This window comes from Erwinia artemisiae (assembly GCF_051400835.1).
GTDB lineage: Bacteria > Pseudomonadota > Gammaproteobacteria > Enterobacterales > Enterobacteriaceae > Erwinia > Erwinia aeris.
Window position 1 is genome coordinate 330301 of record NZ_JBLFFM010000002.1, and the last position, 16984, is coordinate 347284.

Sequence of the window (16984 nt, forward strand, 5' to 3'; positions counted from 1 at the left end):
AACTAAATTTTTTAATTTTGGTTTACAAGTATTTTATGACCCCTCTCGACCTCGCTTTTGACCGCGACCATATCTGGCATCCCTACACGTCAATGAGCAAACCGCTGCCGGTGTATCCGGTGGTCGCGGCCTCTGGCACCTCGCTGCAGCTGGCTGACGGCCGCGAGCTGGTGGACGGCATGTCTTCCTGGTGGGCAGCTATCCACGGCTATAACCATCCGCGCCTGAACCAGGCGATGCACGCGCAGATCGAGCAGATGTCGCACGTGATGTTTGGCGGGATCACCCATCCTGCGGCCGTGGCGCTCTGTCGTCGTCTGGTAGAGATGACGCCGCAGGGGCTGGAGTGCGTTTTTCTGGCGGATTCGGGCTCGGTAGCCGTTGAGGTTGCCATGAAAATGGCGCTGCAATATTGTCAGGCGCGCGGCGAAAGGCGTCAGCGCTTTCTGACGCTGCGCAACGGCTATCACGGCGATACCTTTGCCGCGATGTCGGTATGCGATCCGCAGAACTCCATGCATTCGCTCTATCAGGGCTATCTGCCGAACCACCTGTTCGCCGCCGCGCCGGGCTGCGGGTTCGACGATGAGTGGCAGGAAAGCGATATCGCCGATTTTGCCCGTCTGATTGGCGAACAGGCGCACGAGCTGGCCGCGGTGATCCTGGAACCCATCGTGCAGGGCGCGGGCGGAATGCGCTTCTATCATCCGCGCTATCTGCAAGGCGTGCGCGAGCTGTGCGATCGCCACAACGTGCTGCTGATAGCCGATGAAATCGCGACCGGCTTTGGCCGTACCGGCAAGCTTTTCGCCTGCGATCACGCCGGGATATCGCCTGATATTCTGTGCGTTGGCAAAGCGCTGACCGGCGGCACCATGACGCTTTCCGCCACGCTGACCACGCGCGAGGTTGCCAATACCATCAGCAACGGCGAGGCGGGCTGTTTTATGCACGGCCCGACGTTTATGGGCAATCCGCTGGCCTGCGCGGTGGCCAGCGAAAGCCTGGCGATGCTGCAGGAAAATCGCTGGCAGCAGCAGGTAAGCGCGATTGAAGCGCAGCTGAAAGCCGCGCTGCTGCCGCTAAAAGCGCAGCCGGAAGTGGCGGATGCCAGGGTACTGGGTGCGATTGGCGTTATCGAAACTCGTCGACCGGTGAATATGGCGGCGCTGCAGCGCTTTTTCGTTGAGCGCGGCGTCTGGATCCGTCCTTTCGGCAGGCTTATCTATTTGATGCCGCCTTACGTTATCGAGCCGGAAGCGCTGCAAAAGCTGACGACAGCGATAGCGGCGGCGGTTGCCTGCCCCACGCTGTTTTTATCCTGACGACGGCGATCAGTCATAGTCAAAATAAATAGTCGCGGTGGCAACGACCGACCCTGGACTGAGATTAGCCGGATCGAACACCTTATAGGCAGCGTTCAGGTTAATGGCGCTGGCATGAATGTCGGCGCCTTTGGTAATCGACAGCAGCGAAGTGGCTTCGCCTGCCGCCGTCCCGCCTGACAGAGAAACGGCCTTACCGGCGCTGTCGCTCAAGACGATGCCGACGCCCTGCGAGCTGGAGCGGCTGTTACGCATAATCTGCTGGCTGTTCTCCACCAGGTCGGCGCTATAGAGCCAGGCATTAACCGAACGCGTAGCGCCACCCGCCAGGGTTGCAGAGCAGCTGATCGGCAGCGTAAAAGAGGTACTGTCGGTGGCAATGCCGTTACGCAGCATATTCAACGACACCCTGGGTAACGTCACCTGCTGGTCTGGCATTTCACAGGTGGTTTCCGCCGGGTTAAAGGTCACCGTCAGGGACTGATAGCCCAGGTAATCATTGTTCCAGTTGCCCGAAGCCGCCACTTCAGCCGCCTGCTCCACCGTAGGCGTGGAGCCAATAAAGTTGGCGTTATGCATCACCATGGTCACGATCTCCGCGCTCCCGGCGTCGGTCACCTTGTAAAATTTGCTGTCGGTTACGCCCGGATCGCTGTCCAGTAAGGTGGCGGTAAGCTGATAGCTAAAATCCGAGCCTTGCAGCGTTCTGTCGCCGTTTTCATAATCTATCTTTTCGATAAATCCACTGGTCTGAAGTTTTATCCAGCGTGCCGTGCCCGCTGCGTTAACAAACTTCACCCAAAAGCCATTTTGTATCGGGCTGACAAAGTGCACCGCGTTGCTATTGAAAATAAGATAGCATGTTACCGGCACTGACCAGGTTGCCGTTCGGGTTTCGCTGTGGCTATCCTGCGCGGTCAGCAAACCTGAAAGGTTCAGGCTGTCGTTGGCCTTTACCGTCGAACCGCTTATAAGGGTACAGCCCGCCTGCACGCCTGCGGAAACAGCGCACAACCCGAGCAGTAACGCTATCCAGTATTTTTTCATGATGACTCCCTGAAAATGAATGCGGCGCCTTTTCGGCTTAGCGCACGCAAAAAGAGGTCTGCGCCGCGTTGGCTAAATGGATCCGGCACGTTTTACTTTCCTGCCCTTCCGTCAGCTGCACGTGCAGCCATTCGGGGAGCTGCTTCGCTTTGAGATAAATCAGGCTGCCCTGCGCTACGTAGCCCAGCGAGTTGCCTTCTGCATCGGTGACGCCGGCCCCAAAAGGCAAAGGCTGCCCGTTATCAAACAGCGCTTTGAAGGTAAACACGGCACGCGTGTCGGTTTTATATTGCACATAGTTAATGCTGCCTGCCCAGGGCGTCACGCGTCCGATATTGCCCAGCAGTTCGCCCTCGCTTTCACCGCGAGGGTTATCCAACAGATAAGTGTTCATACGGTAAGGCGTGACGGAAGGCACCAGAACCCGGCCTGCGCGGTTGGTTCTCATATTGGGATTGCCGTTGACCGTGGCCTGAGCAATACCCGGCGCGTCCAGGATCACAAAAGTATTGCCCGTGTTGCCTGAAGCCAGCACGCCATCGCGCCAGAGTACGGCGCTGCCGCTGGCGCCTATGCCAAGCTGACGGAAATCGCTCGCCTCGCTGTACTGACCCGTTAACTTTGCATAAGGCGTGCGCCAGGCGCTGTAGGCACCAAACTTTGCGCTGTGTCCGGTACGGTCATGGCTGAAGTTAAGGCTGTAGTCCAGGCTTTCCAGCGAGCTGTTGACCCCGGCTTCCATACCGCTATATTTACCGTCCTGCGACGAGGTACGCAGCGTGACGCTGTGGCGGTTGCCGGACAGAGAGAGTGGAATAGTAACGGCCAGGTCGATCCGCTGCTCATCGTAGCTTTTGCTGCTGTAACGCCGCTCTTCTTCGCTGCCGTCATATTCATAATGATTGCGGCGAAAGGCCAGGCTCCACGTCGCTTTTTTGTACAGGTTGCTGTAGGTCAGGCTGTATTGCTTTAGCATGCGATCGCTGTTCCAGTACTGACGCCACAAGCCGTCAATCACAATCCGTCCCCAGCCCGGCGGCAGGGTCTGATCGAGGTTAACGCTGAAGCTCTGTTTGCTTCGCAGGTATTGCTTACCGTTCTCCTCACGCGCTAGCGCATTGGTTTGTACCGTGTCATACAGGGAAAGATAGCGCGCCGTATTGTAATAGTAAGTCGCCAGCGTCAGGTTGGTTTTGGTCATAAAGAAGCGGCTGTAAGCTAATTTCCAGCGCTCTCCCTGCATCGATTCCCCACTGTTCAGATGCGCGCGGGCCATGTCCACATTGGTTGAAAATGATCCGACCCGTGGCAAACTGAACGCGCCGCCCAGCAGAAAAGAAGCATAATCCTGGCTTAGCGTGGCGCCGCTATAGAGCGTCAGATAGTTATTAATGCCGTGTGAGCCATTGCCCTGAACAAAGGCCGGGTGTAAATCCACGTCATGCAGCTGAACGTTACCCGCCGTTAACAGCCACTCTGACGAGCCGCTTCTCAACATATCGGAAACGGTAGAGTAAGGGACGGTAAAACGCTCGGTGATGCCGCCAGCGTTGGCAACTTCTACCGTGAGATCGCTGCGCGATCCGCCAGGCATAAGATCGTCAATAACAAAAGGGCCCGGCGGCACGTTTGTTTGATAAATGGCGCTGCCGTTTTGATAAACGCTGACTACGGCGTTCGCCGTGGCGTTACCGCGAATAACCGGCATATAGGTACGATAAGAATCGGGATACATGCGCTGGTCTTGTTTTAAGGTGATGCCGCGAAAACGTACGTTATCGAACCAGGGCGAATTGGTATAGCTGTCCCCTATCCTGAATAACGAATTAATAGCTGGCAGCGCGCGTTCGACATAGCGGGATTGCGTATTCCATTCTCCCTGGCGACTACGCGTACGTTGAAACTGGCTGTTATCGACCAACTGCCAGTGGGCTAAATTAATGCCGCTGCTGAGCGAAAGAAAAACGTTATCCGCATTGCCATCGTTGTTATGCTGTTGGAGGTTATTATAGCTGAGGCTGTAATTGGTAAAAGCGCCATTAATCCCTGCATCCCACAGTTCCGGCGCGATCCAGCGGCGATCTTTTTTATCTATCCTGGCCTGAGGAATAGTCAGATTCAGGCGCAGCATTCCTCTGTTAAGCGTGGCCTGTCCGCCGTAAAGTATTTCGGCTACCGGCACCCACTCTTTTTTAGTTATCGCTTTTTTATCAATATATTTAATTGGCAGAGCTTTAAGCGTTGCGCCTGACAGCCAGAAAGCTTCCCCTGAATCCACTTTCACCGGAAAATTACCGCTCCAGCTGCCGTTAATATAAATATCCAGATCGTAAACTCCGGATAAAATGGTCTGCCCCTGATTATTCCAGTCAGCCTGAGAAGAATCCCCTACCATCAAACTGGTATTGAATGTTTCAGCCGCGTTGACTACAGAGCAGTTCAGAATAATACAGGTGAGATAAAATAGCTTTCCATAGCCTGTTGGGGCAAGCAAATTTACTGTCGCCTTCATTATTTGCTCCTGAATAATTCCTTTTATTTTACTAAATCAATTGTAACAGGGACTCTGCTGCCATAGTCGTCAATATAAGTCAGCTGATACTTGCCGCCTGAAGCGGATACTTTTCCTGCATCAAGAGGCTGACAGGTAAAAGGCGGTACCGAAACGGTTTTACTAATCAGATTATCCTGTTTTTTTCCTTGCTGAACGCGCGTGCTTTTTCCGTCCCATCTCATCAGCTGTATGGCAGTCAGATAAAAAGGCGATGCATTATTGATGCAGACATTCTGGTTTTTCCTTTTCAGGCTCAGGTACCGACCAATATTTTCAGGCGAGATCTTTAGTCCTGTCGGACGCCAAAAAATTTTTATCCGGCTGCGTATAGCGACCTGCATATAGTTAGCCGCCGCATCCAGCTTTTTCGGTACAGGAGGAATATCCAGCACGTTCAGCCAGTACAGCGACTCGCGATCTTTGGCCAGGGTTCTGACCTGATCGTTGTGATTAATCCTTAAAACCTGGCCATCGTTACCCTGAATTTTTACCACCGGGGGAACCACCATAAAGGGCGTTGAGATATTTTCAGGCTTTTCGTTTTGTCTGCCGTCATCTATCCATGCCTGCACCAGATGCTGTTCTTTACTTTTATTGATTAGCTGCACTGAAACACTTTTAGCGTCGGCAGGAAAGATCACGCGGGTTGAATTAATAATAACATTGGCGCTGGCGGCACAGCTGAAGACATAACAGACGATAATAAGCAAAAACTTTTTCACAAACACTCCTGAAATGCCGTCCGGAAGAGACAGGAAAGCCGACGCTCTCCTGTCCGGGTGCAAGGTAGATTATTCGTAGCTGAACGTATAAGTTGCGGTAGTCACTACTGAACCAGTAGAAACGTTGCTGCCGCCGTAGTTGTAATAATGCGCGTAAAGATTAATGTCGCCTGCCGCAGCCGTATCGTAATTCCCACTGGCAGCGGATTGGCTTGTAGCCAGTCCTGTTGCCAGAGCCTCGTTCATTTTTACCAGATCGCTACCGTTTTTAGTGATGGCGATACCGACACCTTCGGCTGAACCCGATTCGTTTTTCAGGTAATTCATATCATCCGAAACATTGGCGCCGGTGAAGACAATATTCAACGACTGTGCAGCCGTGCTGGCGTCATCAAAACCGCTACAGCCCGAAACGGTAATCGTAAAAGGCGTGGCGCTGCTGCCGATCACGCCTGGCGTGGTGCCCATGTCTTCTTTAGTGACAGGCGACACGTTAACGGTAAAGTCCGACCCGCTATTCGTGGTGACATTACAGGTTGTGTCGCTGACCGCGCCGTTAAAGGTAATAGTGCCCCCGGCGACAGAGGTGCCGGTTGCTGCATATACGCTGCCAGTAAAAAGGGTACCCGCCATAGCGGTAGCTAATAATAATTTTTTAAATTCTTCCATAAATTCCCTCTACTTCACATGTTTATGTGGCTGACTTTTTAGATATAAATTCATCAGGAACATTCCAGCTCAGGAATATAGCATTCCTTAAGAAGGCCCCGAGCCTTATTATCGCCCTATTTCTAATTTCTTGTAAATAGTTTTTAGGACAAATCTAATTAAACAGTCCCATCAAAAAGCTTAGCTATTGTTTAGATAAATAGTAAATTATGTTAAGGGTAACGATAAAAATAAATATAAATACATTAATTAACTAACAATACTCTTAAGTTAAACTAAGTTTTGTCAGAAGATTCATAATTTATACCTAAAATTCTGAATTTCTCGCCCGGACAATAATTAAAACATTGTTAATGAAACGCACATCTTCATCAGGAAATACGCAATAACTAACCTATTTACATCCCAATACAAGCTCTATTTTTGCGTTAATTATATGAACGCTTTTACATTGATTGCGCGATAAAGCTTTTAAAAATTGTTAATAATAATTGCGTTGCCGCCCCGGTTTTAACCCACAGGCAAGCAGAAAAAGATTAAAAAGCCTCACTAAATTTCAGTGGCGCTGTTTTACCTGTTTTACGGCCCAGAGCAAAGCGAGCACGAGACATATGCACTACGCTTTTTACGGGTTGTATTTTGTAAAGGAGAAAAACTATGCCGCAAGACAAACAGACAAATCGCCGTATCGTGCTCGCCTCGCGCCCGCATGGCGCACCGACTGAAGCTAACTTTCGTCTGGAGTCACAGCACGTACCAACGCCAGGGAAAGGCCAGATTCTACTTCGGACGATCTGGCTCTCGCTGGATCCTTATATGCGTGGCCGGATGAGCGACGCGCCTTCCTATGTGCCGCCGATCGCCGTTAACGACGTCATGGGCGCGGGCACCGTCGCCATCGTTGAACAATCAAATCATGAAGATTACCAGCCTGGCGACTGGGTAGTCAGCCAGAGCGGCTGGCAGGATTTTGCCCTGTCGGACGGCAAAGATCTGTTTAAGCTCAGCGGCCCCGTGCTGAAACACCCTTCGTGGGCGCTCGGCATGCTGGGGATGACCGGTTTTACCGCCTATATGGGCCTGTTGGATATTGGTAATCCGCAGCCGGGCGAAACCGTGGTCGTGGCGGCGGCAACCGGCGCGGTCGGCTCTATGGTAGGCCAGATAGCGAAGCTGAAAGGCTGTTACGTGGTGGGTATTGCCGGTGGCGAAGAAAAATGCCGCTACGCCGAAGATGTGCTGGGCTTTGACCGCTGCCTCAACCATCGGTCAGGCGACTTATCAGAATCGCTTAAACGCTACTGCCGCGACGGTATCGACGTCTATTTTGAAAGCGTCGGCGGCCCGGTATTTGACGCCGTCCTGCCGCTGATGAATACCAAAGGCCGTATCCCGGTCTGCGGCCTGATCGCCGACTACAACAGCAAGGATGCGCCGGAAGGGCCAAATCGCCTGCCGCTTTTCCAGAGCGCCATCCTGCGTAAACGCCTGCACGTTCAGGGCTTTATCATCAATCAGGATTACGGTCATCGCTTTAACGAATTTTTCCAGCAGATGAGCCAGTGGGTCGCGGAAGATCGTTTTGTTTTCCGCGAAGACATAGTAGAGGGTCTGGACAACGCGCCGGAAACCTTTATCGGCATGCTCGAAGGTAAAAACTTCGGTAAAGTGCTGATTAAAGTGGCTGGCGACACGCCAACAGGAGCCTGAAATGAAAATTTTAATGGTGCTGACTTCGCATGACCGACTTGGCGAAACCGGCAAAAAAACCGGTTTCTGGCTGGAGGAGTTCGCAGCGCCTTATTACATTTTCCGCGATGCGGGCATCAACGTGGTGCTGGCGTCGCCCGCTGGCGGACACCCGCCGCTGGATCCCAAAAGCGACGAGCCGGATGCGCAAAGCGCCGATACCGAACGCTTCCGTAAAGATATTGCCGCTCAGCAGGCGCTGGCCAATACCCAGCAGCTGGGCAACATCGACAGCAGCAAATTCGACGCGGTGTTTTATGCCGGCGGCCACGGCCCGCTCTGGGATCTGGCGGAGGATCGGCAGAGCATTGAACTGATTGAGAGTTTTTACGCTAACGGCAAACCGGTCGGCGCGGTCTGCCACGCGCCGGGCGTGCTGAAGCGGGCGAAAAAGCCGGACGGTTCGCCACTGGTGGCCGGAAAACGCGTGACGGGCTTCAGCAACAGTGAAGAAAGCGCCGTCGGGCTGACGAATGTGGTACCTTTCCTGGTTGAGGATGCGCTGAGAGGGCTGGGCGGCAACTATGAAAAAACCCATGACTGGGGCAGTTTCGCCATTACGGACGGTCACCTGGTGACCGGCCAGAATCCCGCATCCTCCGTCGCCGCAGCCGAGGAGCTGCTGAAACTGCTTCATCAATAATGCCAGGAGGGGAAATGAAACTCTTTAGTCAGGATTTTAACGACGGCGACAAGCTACCGGCGCGCCAGGTTTTTAACGGGATGGGCTACGAAGGCGATAACCTGTCGCCGCATCTGACCTGGGATGACGTGCCCGCCGGCACCAAAAGTTTTGTCGTCACCTGTTTTGATCCCGATGCGCCAACTGGCTCCGGCTGGTGGCACTGGGGCGTGGCCAACCTGCCTGCCGACACGCGCGTGCTGCCGCAGGGCGCAGGCTCCGGCGTGGCCGAACTGCCTTCCGGTGCGGTGCAGACCCGCACGGATTTCGGCAAAGCGGGCTATGGCGGCGCGGCACCGCCAAAAGGCGAAAGCCATCGCTACATTTTCACCGTCTATGCGCTGGACGTGGAAAAGCTGGACGTGGACGAGCAGGCGAGCGGCGCGATGCTGGGCTTTAACGTGCATTTCCATCAGCTGGCGAGCGCTTCGCTTACCGCTATCTACAGCTGATAAAAAACAGGCGGCCTTATCGCCGCCTGTCCTTTAAATTTCCGTGATGGTCACCCACATCGGCCCCTGCCCTACCGCATAACGTCCCAGCGGCGTCAGCAGCCCTCTCTCTTCCGCAATGCTATAGACTGCAATATGGTGCGACTTCTGTCCCGCCGCAATCAGGTAGCGACCGCTGGCGTCGATGTTAAAGCCGCGCGGCTGCGTTTCCGTTGGCTGATGGCCCTCAATCGTCAACAGTCCGCCGTCCTCGCTGACGCTGAACGTGGTCAGTACGCTGGCGGTACGGTCGCAGGCGTAAAGGTGACGACCGTTCGGGGTCAGGCGAATATCCGCCGCCCAGCGCGTGTCGCTGAAGCCTGCGGGCATCATATCCAGGCTCTGCACGCGTTCGACTTCGCCATGCGCGTTATTCAGCTGCCAGACGTCGACCGTACTGTCCAGTTCGTTTACGCAGTAGGCGTACTGCTGGTTCGGATGAAACACCATATGGCGCGGGCCAGCGCCCTCAACCGTATTGACCTGAGGCTGCGCGTGCGGCAGCAGCTGACCGTCTTCCTGTAAATCAAACAGACAGATGCGATCCTGTTTTAGCGCCGGGACGAACAGCGTTTCGTTTTTAAGATCGATGTTAGCCGAGTGGCAGCCATCCAGCCCTTTAATCACCTGCAACGGTTCGCCCGGCAGGCCTTGCGCATCGATCGGCGTGACGCTGACGCAGGCGTCGTTATAGGAACCGGTAAAAATAAAGCGTCCCTGACGATCGGTAGAAATATGGGTCGGGCTGCCCGGCAGCGGCGCTTCTGCCGCTTTGGTCAGCTTGCCTTCGCTGTCGATATGAAAAGCGATAACGCGGAAATCAGGACGGATACCGACATACAGAAAAGCTTTATTCGGGCTGACCACCATTGGCTGAACCTGGCCTGGCAGATCGACCACCTGCAGCAGCGTCAGCGCGCCCTGCGGGTCAAGCTGCCAGGCATGGATCTGCCCGCTTTCCGGGCTGGCGGTATAAACGACTTGTTTCATAAATGCTCCTTTTTCAGGTCAATCGGGTCTGCTTCAGCGTAGCGCGTTTTCGCAGGCCACGCAGGCGGATTTGTGCCGGACGATTTTGTCAGCGCCGCCACAGGGTGTAGACTCAAAAATTCGTTTTCAAACCACATTCGGAACGATTTATGAGTTATCGCGTTATTGCTTTAGATCTGGACGGTACGCTGCTGACGCCGCGTAAGACCATTCTTCCTGAATCGCTGGAAGCGCTGCAAAAGGCCCGGCAGGCTGGCGTAAAAATTGTGATAGTGACCGGCCGCCATCACGTCGCTATCCACCCTTTTTATCAGGCGCTGGCGCTCGACACACCTGCAATCTGCTGTAATGGCACCTATTTGTATGATTATCAAGCAAAAAAGGTGATATCTGCCGATCCGCTGCCGCAGGATCAGGCGCTGCGGGTGATTGAGATGCTGGACGAGGCCGCCATTCATGGCCTGCTGTATGTTGATAACGCGATGCTTTACCAGGCCGAAACCGGCCATGTAACCCGCACCATTAACTGGGGGCTGTCGCTGCCGGAACATCAGCGTCCGGTGTTTATTAAGGTGCCGAGCCTGAGCAAGGCGGCAGAAGAAGCGGAATCGATCTGGAAATTTGCCATATCCCATCCCGATACCCGCGCGCTGCAACAGTTTGCCGACAGCGTGGAGCAGGAAATGGGCCTGGCCTGCGAATGGTCCTGGCACGATCAGGTCGATATTGCCAAAGCGGGCAACAGCAAAGGCAAACGGCTGGCGGAGTGGGTTGAATCTGAAGGCTATCGGATGAGCGATGTGCTGGCCTTTGGCGATAACTATAATGACCTGAGCATGCTGGAAAAAGTCGGGCTGGGCGTGGCGATGGGCAACGCCGACGATGCCATCAAGGCGCGCGCGCATCGGACGATCGGCACCAATCTGGAGCCGGGTATCGCACAGACTATTTATCAGGAAGTGCTGTAGCGGCTTTGCCGGTGGCAGGCGATCGGCAGCAGTCTGGAACCGGGTATCGCACATACTATTTATCAGGAAGTGCTGTAGCGGCTTTGCCGGTGGCAGGCGATCGGCAGCAGTCTGCAGCCGGGTATCGCACAGACTATTTATCAGGAAGTGCTGTAGCGGCCTTGCCGATGGCAGGCGATCGGCAGCAGTCTGGCGCTGGGTATCGCACAGACTATTTATCAGGAAGTGCTTTAGCGGCTTTGCTCATAGTGTCCGCCTGTTGACGCGGGCGAAAAGCGATACCTGCGTCAACGAAACGATCACACGGCAACTGTCCCCGTCAGGCGGCGATCGCCACGCTTTTGATCTGGGCGTAGAGCCACATGCCCGGTTTAATCATCAGCTCATCCCGCGCCCAGGGCGTAATGCGCGCCCAGAGTTCGCTTTGCCCTATCAGCAGCTTCACCTCGACCTGATTATCGATATCCAGCAGCTCGCCGACCTGCGCCGGAATGACGTTGCGGATAGTGCTGTTCAGCGGCGGCTGCAGCACCAGCGAGACGTCGGCGGCCTGAATGCGAATGCGCAGCGGCGTTTTCAGCGGCGCGTCGATGCGGTTAACCCAGATATGCTGATCGCCCAGCGAAAGGGCCGTCATCGCATAGTGCGGATGCTGCTCCAGCACCTGAACGCGCAGCACGCTGCTTTGCTCCGCGCGCGGCAGCCACGGCCGCATGGCGCTGCTGGCCCAGACTTTTTCCAGCGCGCCCAGCGCTTTCACTTCGCCTTTATCCAGCACCAGCACGTTATCCGCCAGCTGGATAATCTCTTCAAGGCTGTGGCTGACGTACAGCACCGGAATGGCCACCTGTTTCGCCAGCGCCTGCAAATAGGGCAGCAGCTCACGCTTGCGCGGCAGATCCAACGAGGCCAGCGGCTCATCCATCAGCAAAATTTCCGGCGCGCTGAGCAGAGCGCGGCCTATCGCCACCCGCTGTTTTTCTCCGCCGGACAGCGAAAAAGGAAAACGCGACAGCAGCTCGCCGATGCCTAGCAGCGCTACCAGTTCATCGAACTGCGAGCGCATCGTTTTCGCCATGCCGTATTCCAGGTTGCCTTTCACCTTGTAGTGCGGAAAGAGGCGCGCATCCTGAAAAACATAGCCGATACGGCGCTTTTCCGGCGGCAGGTTCACGCTGGTCTGAGCATCGAACAGCACCCTGTCGTTCAGGGAAATATGCCCTTCCTGCGGCGTGGTCAGGCCGCCGATAGCGTTAATAAGTGACGTCTTGCCGGCGCCAGAGACGCCGAAAACAGCCGTGATGCCTTGCGCCGGTATGTTTGCGTTTACCTGCAAAGTGTGGTCGCCAAGGCGCTGGACAATATCAAGCTCTAACATGGCATCCCCAACTTTTTGCGTCCCCGACGCGCCAGCCATTCCGCCAGCCACAGCGAACAAAGCGCCAGCGCAATAGCGATCAGGCAAAGCCTGGCCGCCGCGTTTTCCGCGCCCGGCGTTTCAATCAGCGTATACATGGCGGAAGGAAGCGTGCGGGTTTCGCCAGGAATATTGGACACAAAGGTGATGGTCGCGCCGAATTCGCCCAGCGAACGGGCGAAGGCGAGCACCGTGCCGGCGATAATGCCGGGCAGCGTCAGCGGCAAGGTGATGGTGAAAAACACCCGCCAGCGGCCTGCGCCCAGCGTGCGCGCCGCCAGCTCCAGCCGACCGTCAACGCCTTCCAGCGCCAGGCGGATTGCCCGTACCATCAGCGGAAAAGCGACCACGGCGGAGGCCAGCGCCGCGCCGCGCCAGCTAAAGGCGAAGGTAAAGCCGAACCAGTCGTAGAGATACTGGCCGATAAAGCCGCGCCTGCCGAATCCAATCAGCAGCAGATAGCCGACCACCACCGGCGGCAGCACCAGCGGCAGGTGGATCAGGCTGTCGAGCAGCGTCTTGCCGGGAAACCGGCAGCGTACCAGCACCCAGGCCGCTGCTATGCCCAACGGCAGGCTGAACAGCACCGCCACGCTGGAGACTTTCAGGCTGAGCAGAACCGCCTGCCATTCGGGATCGCTTAATATCACAGAGGCGTAAATCCGTAGTGTTTAAACACGGCCGCAGCTTCCGGCCCTTTCAGATAATGATAAAACGCGGCGACGCCGGCGGTATCATGCCCTTTCACTTTCGCCATTGGATATTCCACCGGCTTGTGGCTGTCTGCCGGGAAAACGCCAACCACGGCCACTTTGCTGCTGGCTACCGCATCGGAGCCATACACGATGCCGTAAGGCGTTTCATTGCGCTCCACCAGTGCCAGCGCGGCGCGCACGCTGTTGCCTCTCGCCAGCATCGGCTCCAGCGTTGACCAGGCGCCCAGCGACTGCAATGCTTCCTTGGCGTAGAGCCCTGCCGGAACATGATCGGGATCGCCTACGGACAGACGCTGGCCCTGCAACAGGCTTTTCCAGTCGGTGTTTTTCGACAGCGTGACTCGCGGCGATTTCGCTTCTTTCGGCGCTACCAGCACCAGCTCGTTGCCTAACAGCGTATAGCGGCTGGCTTCTTCAATGCTTTTTTTCTGCGCCGCGTAATCCATCCACTGCTGATCGGCAGAGATAAAAAGATCGGCGGGCGCGCCCTGCTCTATCTGCCGCGCCAGCGTAGAAGAAGAGGCAAAAGAGGAGACAATTTTTACCTCTTTTCCCTGCTGGTAGCGATTAGCGATATCCTGCAACGCGTTGGTTAAGGAGGCGGCGGCAAAAACGGTAATTTTTTCAGCCGCTACGGCCTGGCCGGTCAGGCTTGCCGTTACCACGGCACCGATCAAGAAATGGCGTAATTTCACAGACATGGTCTTCTCCGAAGGTCTCGTTATGTAGCCTTCACTATAACGATTTAACAACCGGTGTCATAAAGATTATCGGCATAAACGGAGAGAAGTTGAGGCGGCTCGCAAAAAATAGCGCCCGGTGTCGCCGGGCGTATCGGGCAGGGATCTAGCGGCGTTCTTTCGCAGGCTGCTCGTTGCGATGACCAAACTTTGAAATGACGTTAAAGACTTCGCCAAGGCCATAGATCAGGCCAAGGATTATCGCCATCACCACGGGAACCATGAGGATCGCTTCTGCAAGACCGATGAGTAATTCCAGCATGGTATTTTTCCTCACTGAATAAAAGAAGTTATTGTATCCGTAGCGGATAAAAGTGCACTGACCTTTTGTGCGTTTTACCTGTTTTTACGCCCCGCCTGCGCAACAGTGTACAATTCCGGAAACCCTTTTTTGCCAGGAGCGACCATGCAGGCTGAGCTTTCCCTGATCCTGAAATTACAGCAGCGGCTTTTCGCCGATCCCCGCCGTATCGAACTGCTTAAACAGATCGCCGCGACCGGCTCCATCAGCCAGGGCGCGAAAATGGCCGGGATCAGCTATAAAAGCGCCTGGGATGCAATTAACGAGATGAACACGCTGGCCGACCGCACGCTGGTAGAGCGCGCCACGGGCGGCAAAGGCGGTGGCGGCGCGCAGGTCACCGCCTACGGTGACAGACTGATTCAGCTTTTCGCGCTGCTGGAGCAGATTCAGCAGAAAGCGTTCGATGTATTGCAGGATGACGTGCCGCTGGGCAGCCTGCTGGGCGCCATCGCCCGGTTTTCGCTGCAAACCAGCGCCCGCAACCAGCTTTTCGGCACGCTGGTGCAGCGCGACGCGCAGACGGTGCAGCAGCATGTTGAGATCCTGCTGGCCAACGGCGAGACGCGCATCAAAGCCGCGCTGACTGAACAGAGCGCCAATCGCCTTGAACTCACGCCGGGCAAAGAGGTGCTGGTGCTGATAAAAGCGCCGTGGATAGACGTGACCCAATCCGCGAGCAAGGCCGATAACCAGCTCGACGGCGTACTGAGCGAGTTGATTAAGGGCGAGACCCACAGTGAAGCGCTGATCGCGCTGCCGGGCGGCGAAACGCTGTGCGCTACCTTAACCAACCAGCGCGCGCAGGAGCAAAATCTTCAGCCTGGCGCGGCGGTAACAGCACATTTTAATGCCGATCGCGTGATTATCGCCACGCTGCTCTGAAAACGGCGGCACCATTTGACAGCGCCGCCGCTCAGCGTCGATAGTGAAGGGAATAATGCATAAAATGGAATAAACAATGTCTACGTTGCAAATTTCGCAAGGCACGTTTCATCTTAGCGCGACCCGTAACCTGATGCTGCCGTCGCTGACGATCCGGGCTGGCGAAAGCTGGGCTTTTGTGGGCGCTAACGCCAGCGGCAAATCTTCCCTCGCGCGCGCCCTTGCGGGCGAGCTTGCCGCCGCACGAGGCGAAGTCGTCAACACTTTCCGCCCCACTCGTCTTTCGCTTGAGCAGTTACAAAAGTTGGTTTCCGAGGAATGGCAGCGTAACAACACCGATATGCTCAGCCCGGATGAAGAAGATACCGGCCGCACCGCTGCCGACATTATTCAGCAGGAGGTGCGCGATGAGGCACGCTGTCGTCAGCTGGCGGAAACCTTTGGCATCGCTTCGTTGCTCGATCGTCGTTTTAAATATCTCTCGACCGGGGAAACCCGCAAGACGCTGCTCTGCCAGGCGCTGATGGCCGAGCCGGACCTGCTGATCCTCGACGAGCCTTTTGACGGGCTGGACGTTGCGTCGCGCGCCAATCTGGCCCAGGTTCTGGCGCAGCTCCACCAGCAGGGGCACACGCTGGTGCTGGTGCTGAACCGTTTTGACGATATTCCCGACTTTGTCGAACGGGTTGGCGTGCTGGCCGAATGTGAGCTGACGCATGTAGGCGCACGCGAAGCAATCCTGGCCGAGGCGCTGGTCGCCCAGCTGGCACACAGTGAAAACCTGCAGGGGATGGCGCTACCGGAAGCGGACGACGCATCGGCAAAAACGGCGCTGTCATCGCAGACGCCGCTAGTGGTGCTGCGGGACGGCGTAGTCTCTTATAACGATCGCCCTGTTCTTAACCATCTTGACTGGACGGTGCAGGCGGGCGAGCACTGGCAGATCGTCGGCCCGAACGGCGCGGGAAAATCAACGTTGCTGAGCCTGGTAACGGGCGATCATCCCCAGGGCTACAGCAATGACTTAACGCTGTTTGGCCGCCGTCGCGGCAGCGGCGAAACCATCTGGGATATCAAACAGCATATTGGCTACGTCAGCAGCAGCCTGCATCTGGATTACCGCGTCAGCAGCAGCGTGCGCAACGTGATCCTTTCCGGCTATTTTGACTCTATCGGTATTTATCAGGCCGTTTCCGATCGGCAGCAAAAGCTGGCGGAGCAGTGGCTACAGCTGCTGGGGATGCGTGCCGTGGCGGACGCGCCTTTTCAGAGTCTGTCATGGGGGCAGCAGCGGCTGGTGCTGATAGCCCGCGCGCTGGTCAAGCATCCGGCTCTGCTGATCCTGGACGAGCCGCTACAGGGGCTGGATTCGATCAACCGCCAGCTCGTGCGCCGCTTTGTTGACGTGCTGATTGGCGAAGGCGCCACGCAGCTTCTTTTCGTTTCGCACCATGCTGAAGATGCGCCACAGTGCATCACCCATCGCCTGACGTTCGTGCCGGACGGTGACGGCTATCGCTATCAGCAGGACAGGCTCTGAGGCGAGCTCAGGGCCAGCCGTCAGGCTGGCTCAGGCTGCCTGTTCAAAGAAAGGATAGCGCATCGAAGTAACGGCATGGCGTGATGTACGTGGGCAACTCTTGCATAGTATGTAGGGCCAGTCTGGCTGGCGTGGGCGCGGGATGAATATGTAAATCTGAAGCCTGCTAAAATTTTGCAAAAATCTAT

The 16984-nt window shown here is 55.7% G+C and carries 16 protein-coding genes; 7 read left to right on the forward strand and 9 right to left on the reverse strand.

The window, feature by feature from the left end; all coding sequences use genetic code 11:
• Nucleotides 1–35 precede the first annotated feature (35 nt).
• On the forward strand, nucleotides 36–1325 hold the full coding sequence (bioA, locus tag ACMGEE_RS06115) for an adenosylmethionine--8-amino-7-oxononanoate transaminase (RefSeq protein ID WP_370733835.1): 1290 nt from the start codon (nucleotides 36–38) through the stop codon (nucleotides 1323–1325).
• Nucleotides 1326–1334: 9 nt separating this feature from the next.
• On the opposite strand, the gene ACMGEE_RS06120 is transcribed toward bioA, so the two are convergent.
• The 4 genes from ACMGEE_RS06120 to ACMGEE_RS06135 all read right to left on the reverse strand — a co-directional run bounded on the left by ACMGEE_RS06120 (nucleotide 1335) and on the right by ACMGEE_RS06135 (nucleotide 6317).
• Nucleotides 1335–2372 carry a fimbrial protein gene (locus ACMGEE_RS06120; protein WP_253454841.1) on the reverse strand — a complete coding sequence of 346 codons (1038 nt, stop codon included), beginning with the start codon at nucleotides 2370–2372 and terminating at the stop codon, nucleotides 1335–1337.
• A gap of 37 nt (nucleotides 2373–2409) precedes the next feature.
• Nucleotides 2410–4884 (reverse strand): fimbria/pilus outer membrane usher protein, encoded by a 2475-nt coding sequence (locus tag ACMGEE_RS06125; RefSeq protein ID WP_436829809.1) that lies wholly within the window; start codon nucleotides 4882–4884, stop codon nucleotides 2410–2412.
• Between the two features lie 23 nt (nucleotides 4885–4907).
• Nucleotides 4908–5648: a fimbrial biogenesis chaperone gene (locus tag ACMGEE_RS06130; RefSeq protein ID WP_253454843.1), complete on the reverse strand. Its 741-nt coding sequence runs from the start codon at nucleotides 5646–5648 to the stop codon at nucleotides 4908–4910.
• Nucleotides 5649–5717: 69 nt separating this feature from the next.
• The gene (locus ACMGEE_RS06135; protein ID WP_253454844.1) at nucleotides 5718–6317 is read right to left on the reverse strand and encodes a fimbrial protein; all 600 of its coding nucleotides are present in this window, start codon (nucleotides 6315–6317) and stop codon (nucleotides 5718–5720) included.
• A gap of 657 nt (nucleotides 6318–6974) precedes the next feature.
• Here ACMGEE_RS06135 and curA point away from each other — a divergent pair.
• From curA to ACMGEE_RS06150, 3 genes are read left to right on the forward strand one after another with little or no spacing between them, the layout of a single operon-like run.
• Nucleotides 6975–8027, forward strand: a complete 1053-nt coding sequence (gene curA / locus ACMGEE_RS06140) for an NADPH-dependent curcumin/dihydrocurcumin reductase (RefSeq protein ID WP_253454845.1) — start codon at nucleotides 6975–6977, stop codon at nucleotides 8025–8027.
• Between the two features lies 1 nt (nucleotide 8028).
• Nucleotides 8029–8709 carry a type 1 glutamine amidotransferase domain-containing protein gene (locus ACMGEE_RS06145; RefSeq protein ID WP_253454846.1) on the forward strand — a complete coding sequence of 227 codons (681 nt, stop codon included), beginning with the start codon at nucleotides 8029–8031 and terminating at the stop codon, nucleotides 8707–8709.
• A 14-nt stretch (nucleotides 8710–8723) separates the two neighbouring features.
• A complete protein-coding gene (locus ACMGEE_RS06150; RefSeq protein ID WP_253454847.1) occupies nucleotides 8724–9200 on the forward strand; it encodes a kinase inhibitor in 477 nt (158 codons plus the stop codon).
• 33 nt (nucleotides 9201–9233) lie between these two features.
• Here ACMGEE_RS06150 and pgl read toward each other — a convergent pair whose 3' ends face one another.
• Entirely contained in the window at nucleotides 9234–10229 is a 996-nt protein-coding gene (gene pgl, locus ACMGEE_RS06155; protein ID WP_301251304.1) for a 6-phosphogluconolactonase, read from the reverse strand.
• Nucleotides 10230–10378: 149 nt separating this feature from the next.
• Here pgl and ACMGEE_RS06160 point away from each other — a divergent pair, with 149 nt between their 5' ends.
• Nucleotides 10379–11197, forward strand: coding sequence for a pyridoxal phosphatase (locus tag ACMGEE_RS06160; protein WP_436829810.1), 819 nt, complete (start codon nucleotides 10379–10381; stop codon nucleotides 11195–11197).
• 319 nt (nucleotides 11198–11516) lie between these two features.
• Here ACMGEE_RS06160 and modC read toward each other — a convergent pair whose 3' ends face one another.
• The 4 genes from modC to ACMGEE_RS06180 all read right to left on the reverse strand — a co-directional run bounded on the left by modC (nucleotide 11517) and on the right by ACMGEE_RS06180 (nucleotide 14332).
• Complete coding sequence (gene modC / locus ACMGEE_RS06165; RefSeq protein WP_253454850.1) at nucleotides 11517–12575, reverse strand: molybdenum ABC transporter ATP-binding protein ModC; 1059 nt, start codon at nucleotides 12573–12575, stop codon at nucleotides 11517–11519.
• A complete protein-coding gene (gene modB, locus ACMGEE_RS06170; RefSeq protein WP_253454851.1) occupies nucleotides 12569–13264 on the reverse strand; it encodes a molybdate ABC transporter permease subunit in 696 nt (231 codons plus the stop codon). Before modB ends, modC begins: the two co-directional genes overlap by 7 nt.
• Nucleotides 13261–14031, reverse strand: coding sequence for a molybdate ABC transporter substrate-binding protein (gene modA, locus ACMGEE_RS06175; RefSeq protein WP_301729826.1), 771 nt, complete (start codon nucleotides 14029–14031; stop codon nucleotides 13261–13263). The genes modB and modA overlap by 4 nt, the downstream gene beginning before the upstream one ends.
• Before the next feature lie 145 nt (nucleotides 14032–14176).
• Nucleotides 14177–14332 carry an AcrZ family multidrug efflux pump-associated protein gene (locus tag ACMGEE_RS06180; protein ID WP_253454853.1) on the reverse strand — a complete coding sequence of 52 codons (156 nt, stop codon included), beginning with the start codon at nucleotides 14330–14332 and terminating at the stop codon, nucleotides 14177–14179.
• A gap of 144 nt (nucleotides 14333–14476) precedes the next feature.
• On the opposite strand from ACMGEE_RS06180, the gene modE reads away from it, so the two are divergent.
• The gene (gene modE, locus ACMGEE_RS06185) at nucleotides 14477–15256 is read left to right on the forward strand and encodes a molybdenum-dependent transcriptional regulator (protein WP_253454854.1); all 780 of its coding nucleotides are present in this window, start codon (nucleotides 14477–14479) and stop codon (nucleotides 15254–15256) included.
• A gap of 76 nt (nucleotides 15257–15332) precedes the next feature.
• Nucleotides 15333–16796, forward strand: a complete 1464-nt coding sequence (gene modF, locus ACMGEE_RS06190) for a molybdate ABC transporter ATP-binding protein ModF (protein WP_253454855.1) — start codon at nucleotides 15333–15335, stop codon at nucleotides 16794–16796.
• Nucleotides 16797–16984: the final 188 nt, after the last annotated feature.

Bases quoted from the DNA above. Each gene is read 5' to 3' on its own strand.
- bioA (WP_370733835.1), top strand. From the start codon at position 36: ATGACCCCTCTCGACCTCGCTTTTGACCGCGACCATATCTGGCATCCC.
- ACMGEE_RS06120 (WP_253454841.1), bottom strand. From the start codon at position 2,372: ATGAAAAAATACTGGATAGCGTTACTGCTCGGGTTGTGCGCTGTTTCC.
- ACMGEE_RS06125 (WP_436829809.1), bottom strand. From the start codon at position 4,884: ATGAAGGCGACAGTAAATTTGCTTGCCCCAACAGGCTATGGAAAGCTA.
- ACMGEE_RS06135 (WP_253454844.1), bottom strand. From the start codon at position 6,317: ATGGAAGAATTTAAAAAATTATTATTAGCTACCGCTATGGCGGGTACC.
- curA (WP_253454845.1), top strand. From the start codon at position 6,975: ATGCCGCAAGACAAACAGACAAATCGCCGTATCGTGCTCGCCTCGCGC.
- ACMGEE_RS06145 (WP_253454846.1), top strand. From the start codon at position 8,029: ATGAAAATTTTAATGGTGCTGACTTCGCATGACCGACTTGGCGAAACC.
- ACMGEE_RS06150 (WP_253454847.1), top strand. From the start codon at position 8,724: ATGAAACTCTTTAGTCAGGATTTTAACGACGGCGACAAGCTACCGGCG.
- pgl (WP_301251304.1), bottom strand. From the start codon at position 10,229: ATGAAACAAGTCGTTTATACCGCCAGCCCGGAAAGCGGGCAGATCCAT.
- ACMGEE_RS06160 (WP_436829810.1), top strand. From the start codon at position 10,379: ATGAGTTATCGCGTTATTGCTTTAGATCTGGACGGTACGCTGCTGACG.
- modC (WP_253454850.1), bottom strand. From the start codon at position 12,575: ATGTTAGAGCTTGATATTGTCCAGCGCCTTGGCGACCACACTTTGCAG.
- modA (WP_301729826.1), bottom strand. From the start codon at position 14,031: ATGTCTGTGAAATTACGCCATTTCTTGATCGGTGCCGTGGTAACGGCA.
- ACMGEE_RS06180 (WP_253454853.1), bottom strand. From the start codon at position 14,332: ATGCTGGAATTACTCATCGGTCTTGCAGAAGCGATCCTCATGGTTCCC.
- modE (WP_253454854.1), top strand. From the start codon at position 14,477: ATGCAGGCTGAGCTTTCCCTGATCCTGAAATTACAGCAGCGGCTTTTC.
- modF (WP_253454855.1), top strand. From the start codon at position 15,333: ATGTCTACGTTGCAAATTTCGCAAGGCACGTTTCATCTTAGCGCGACC.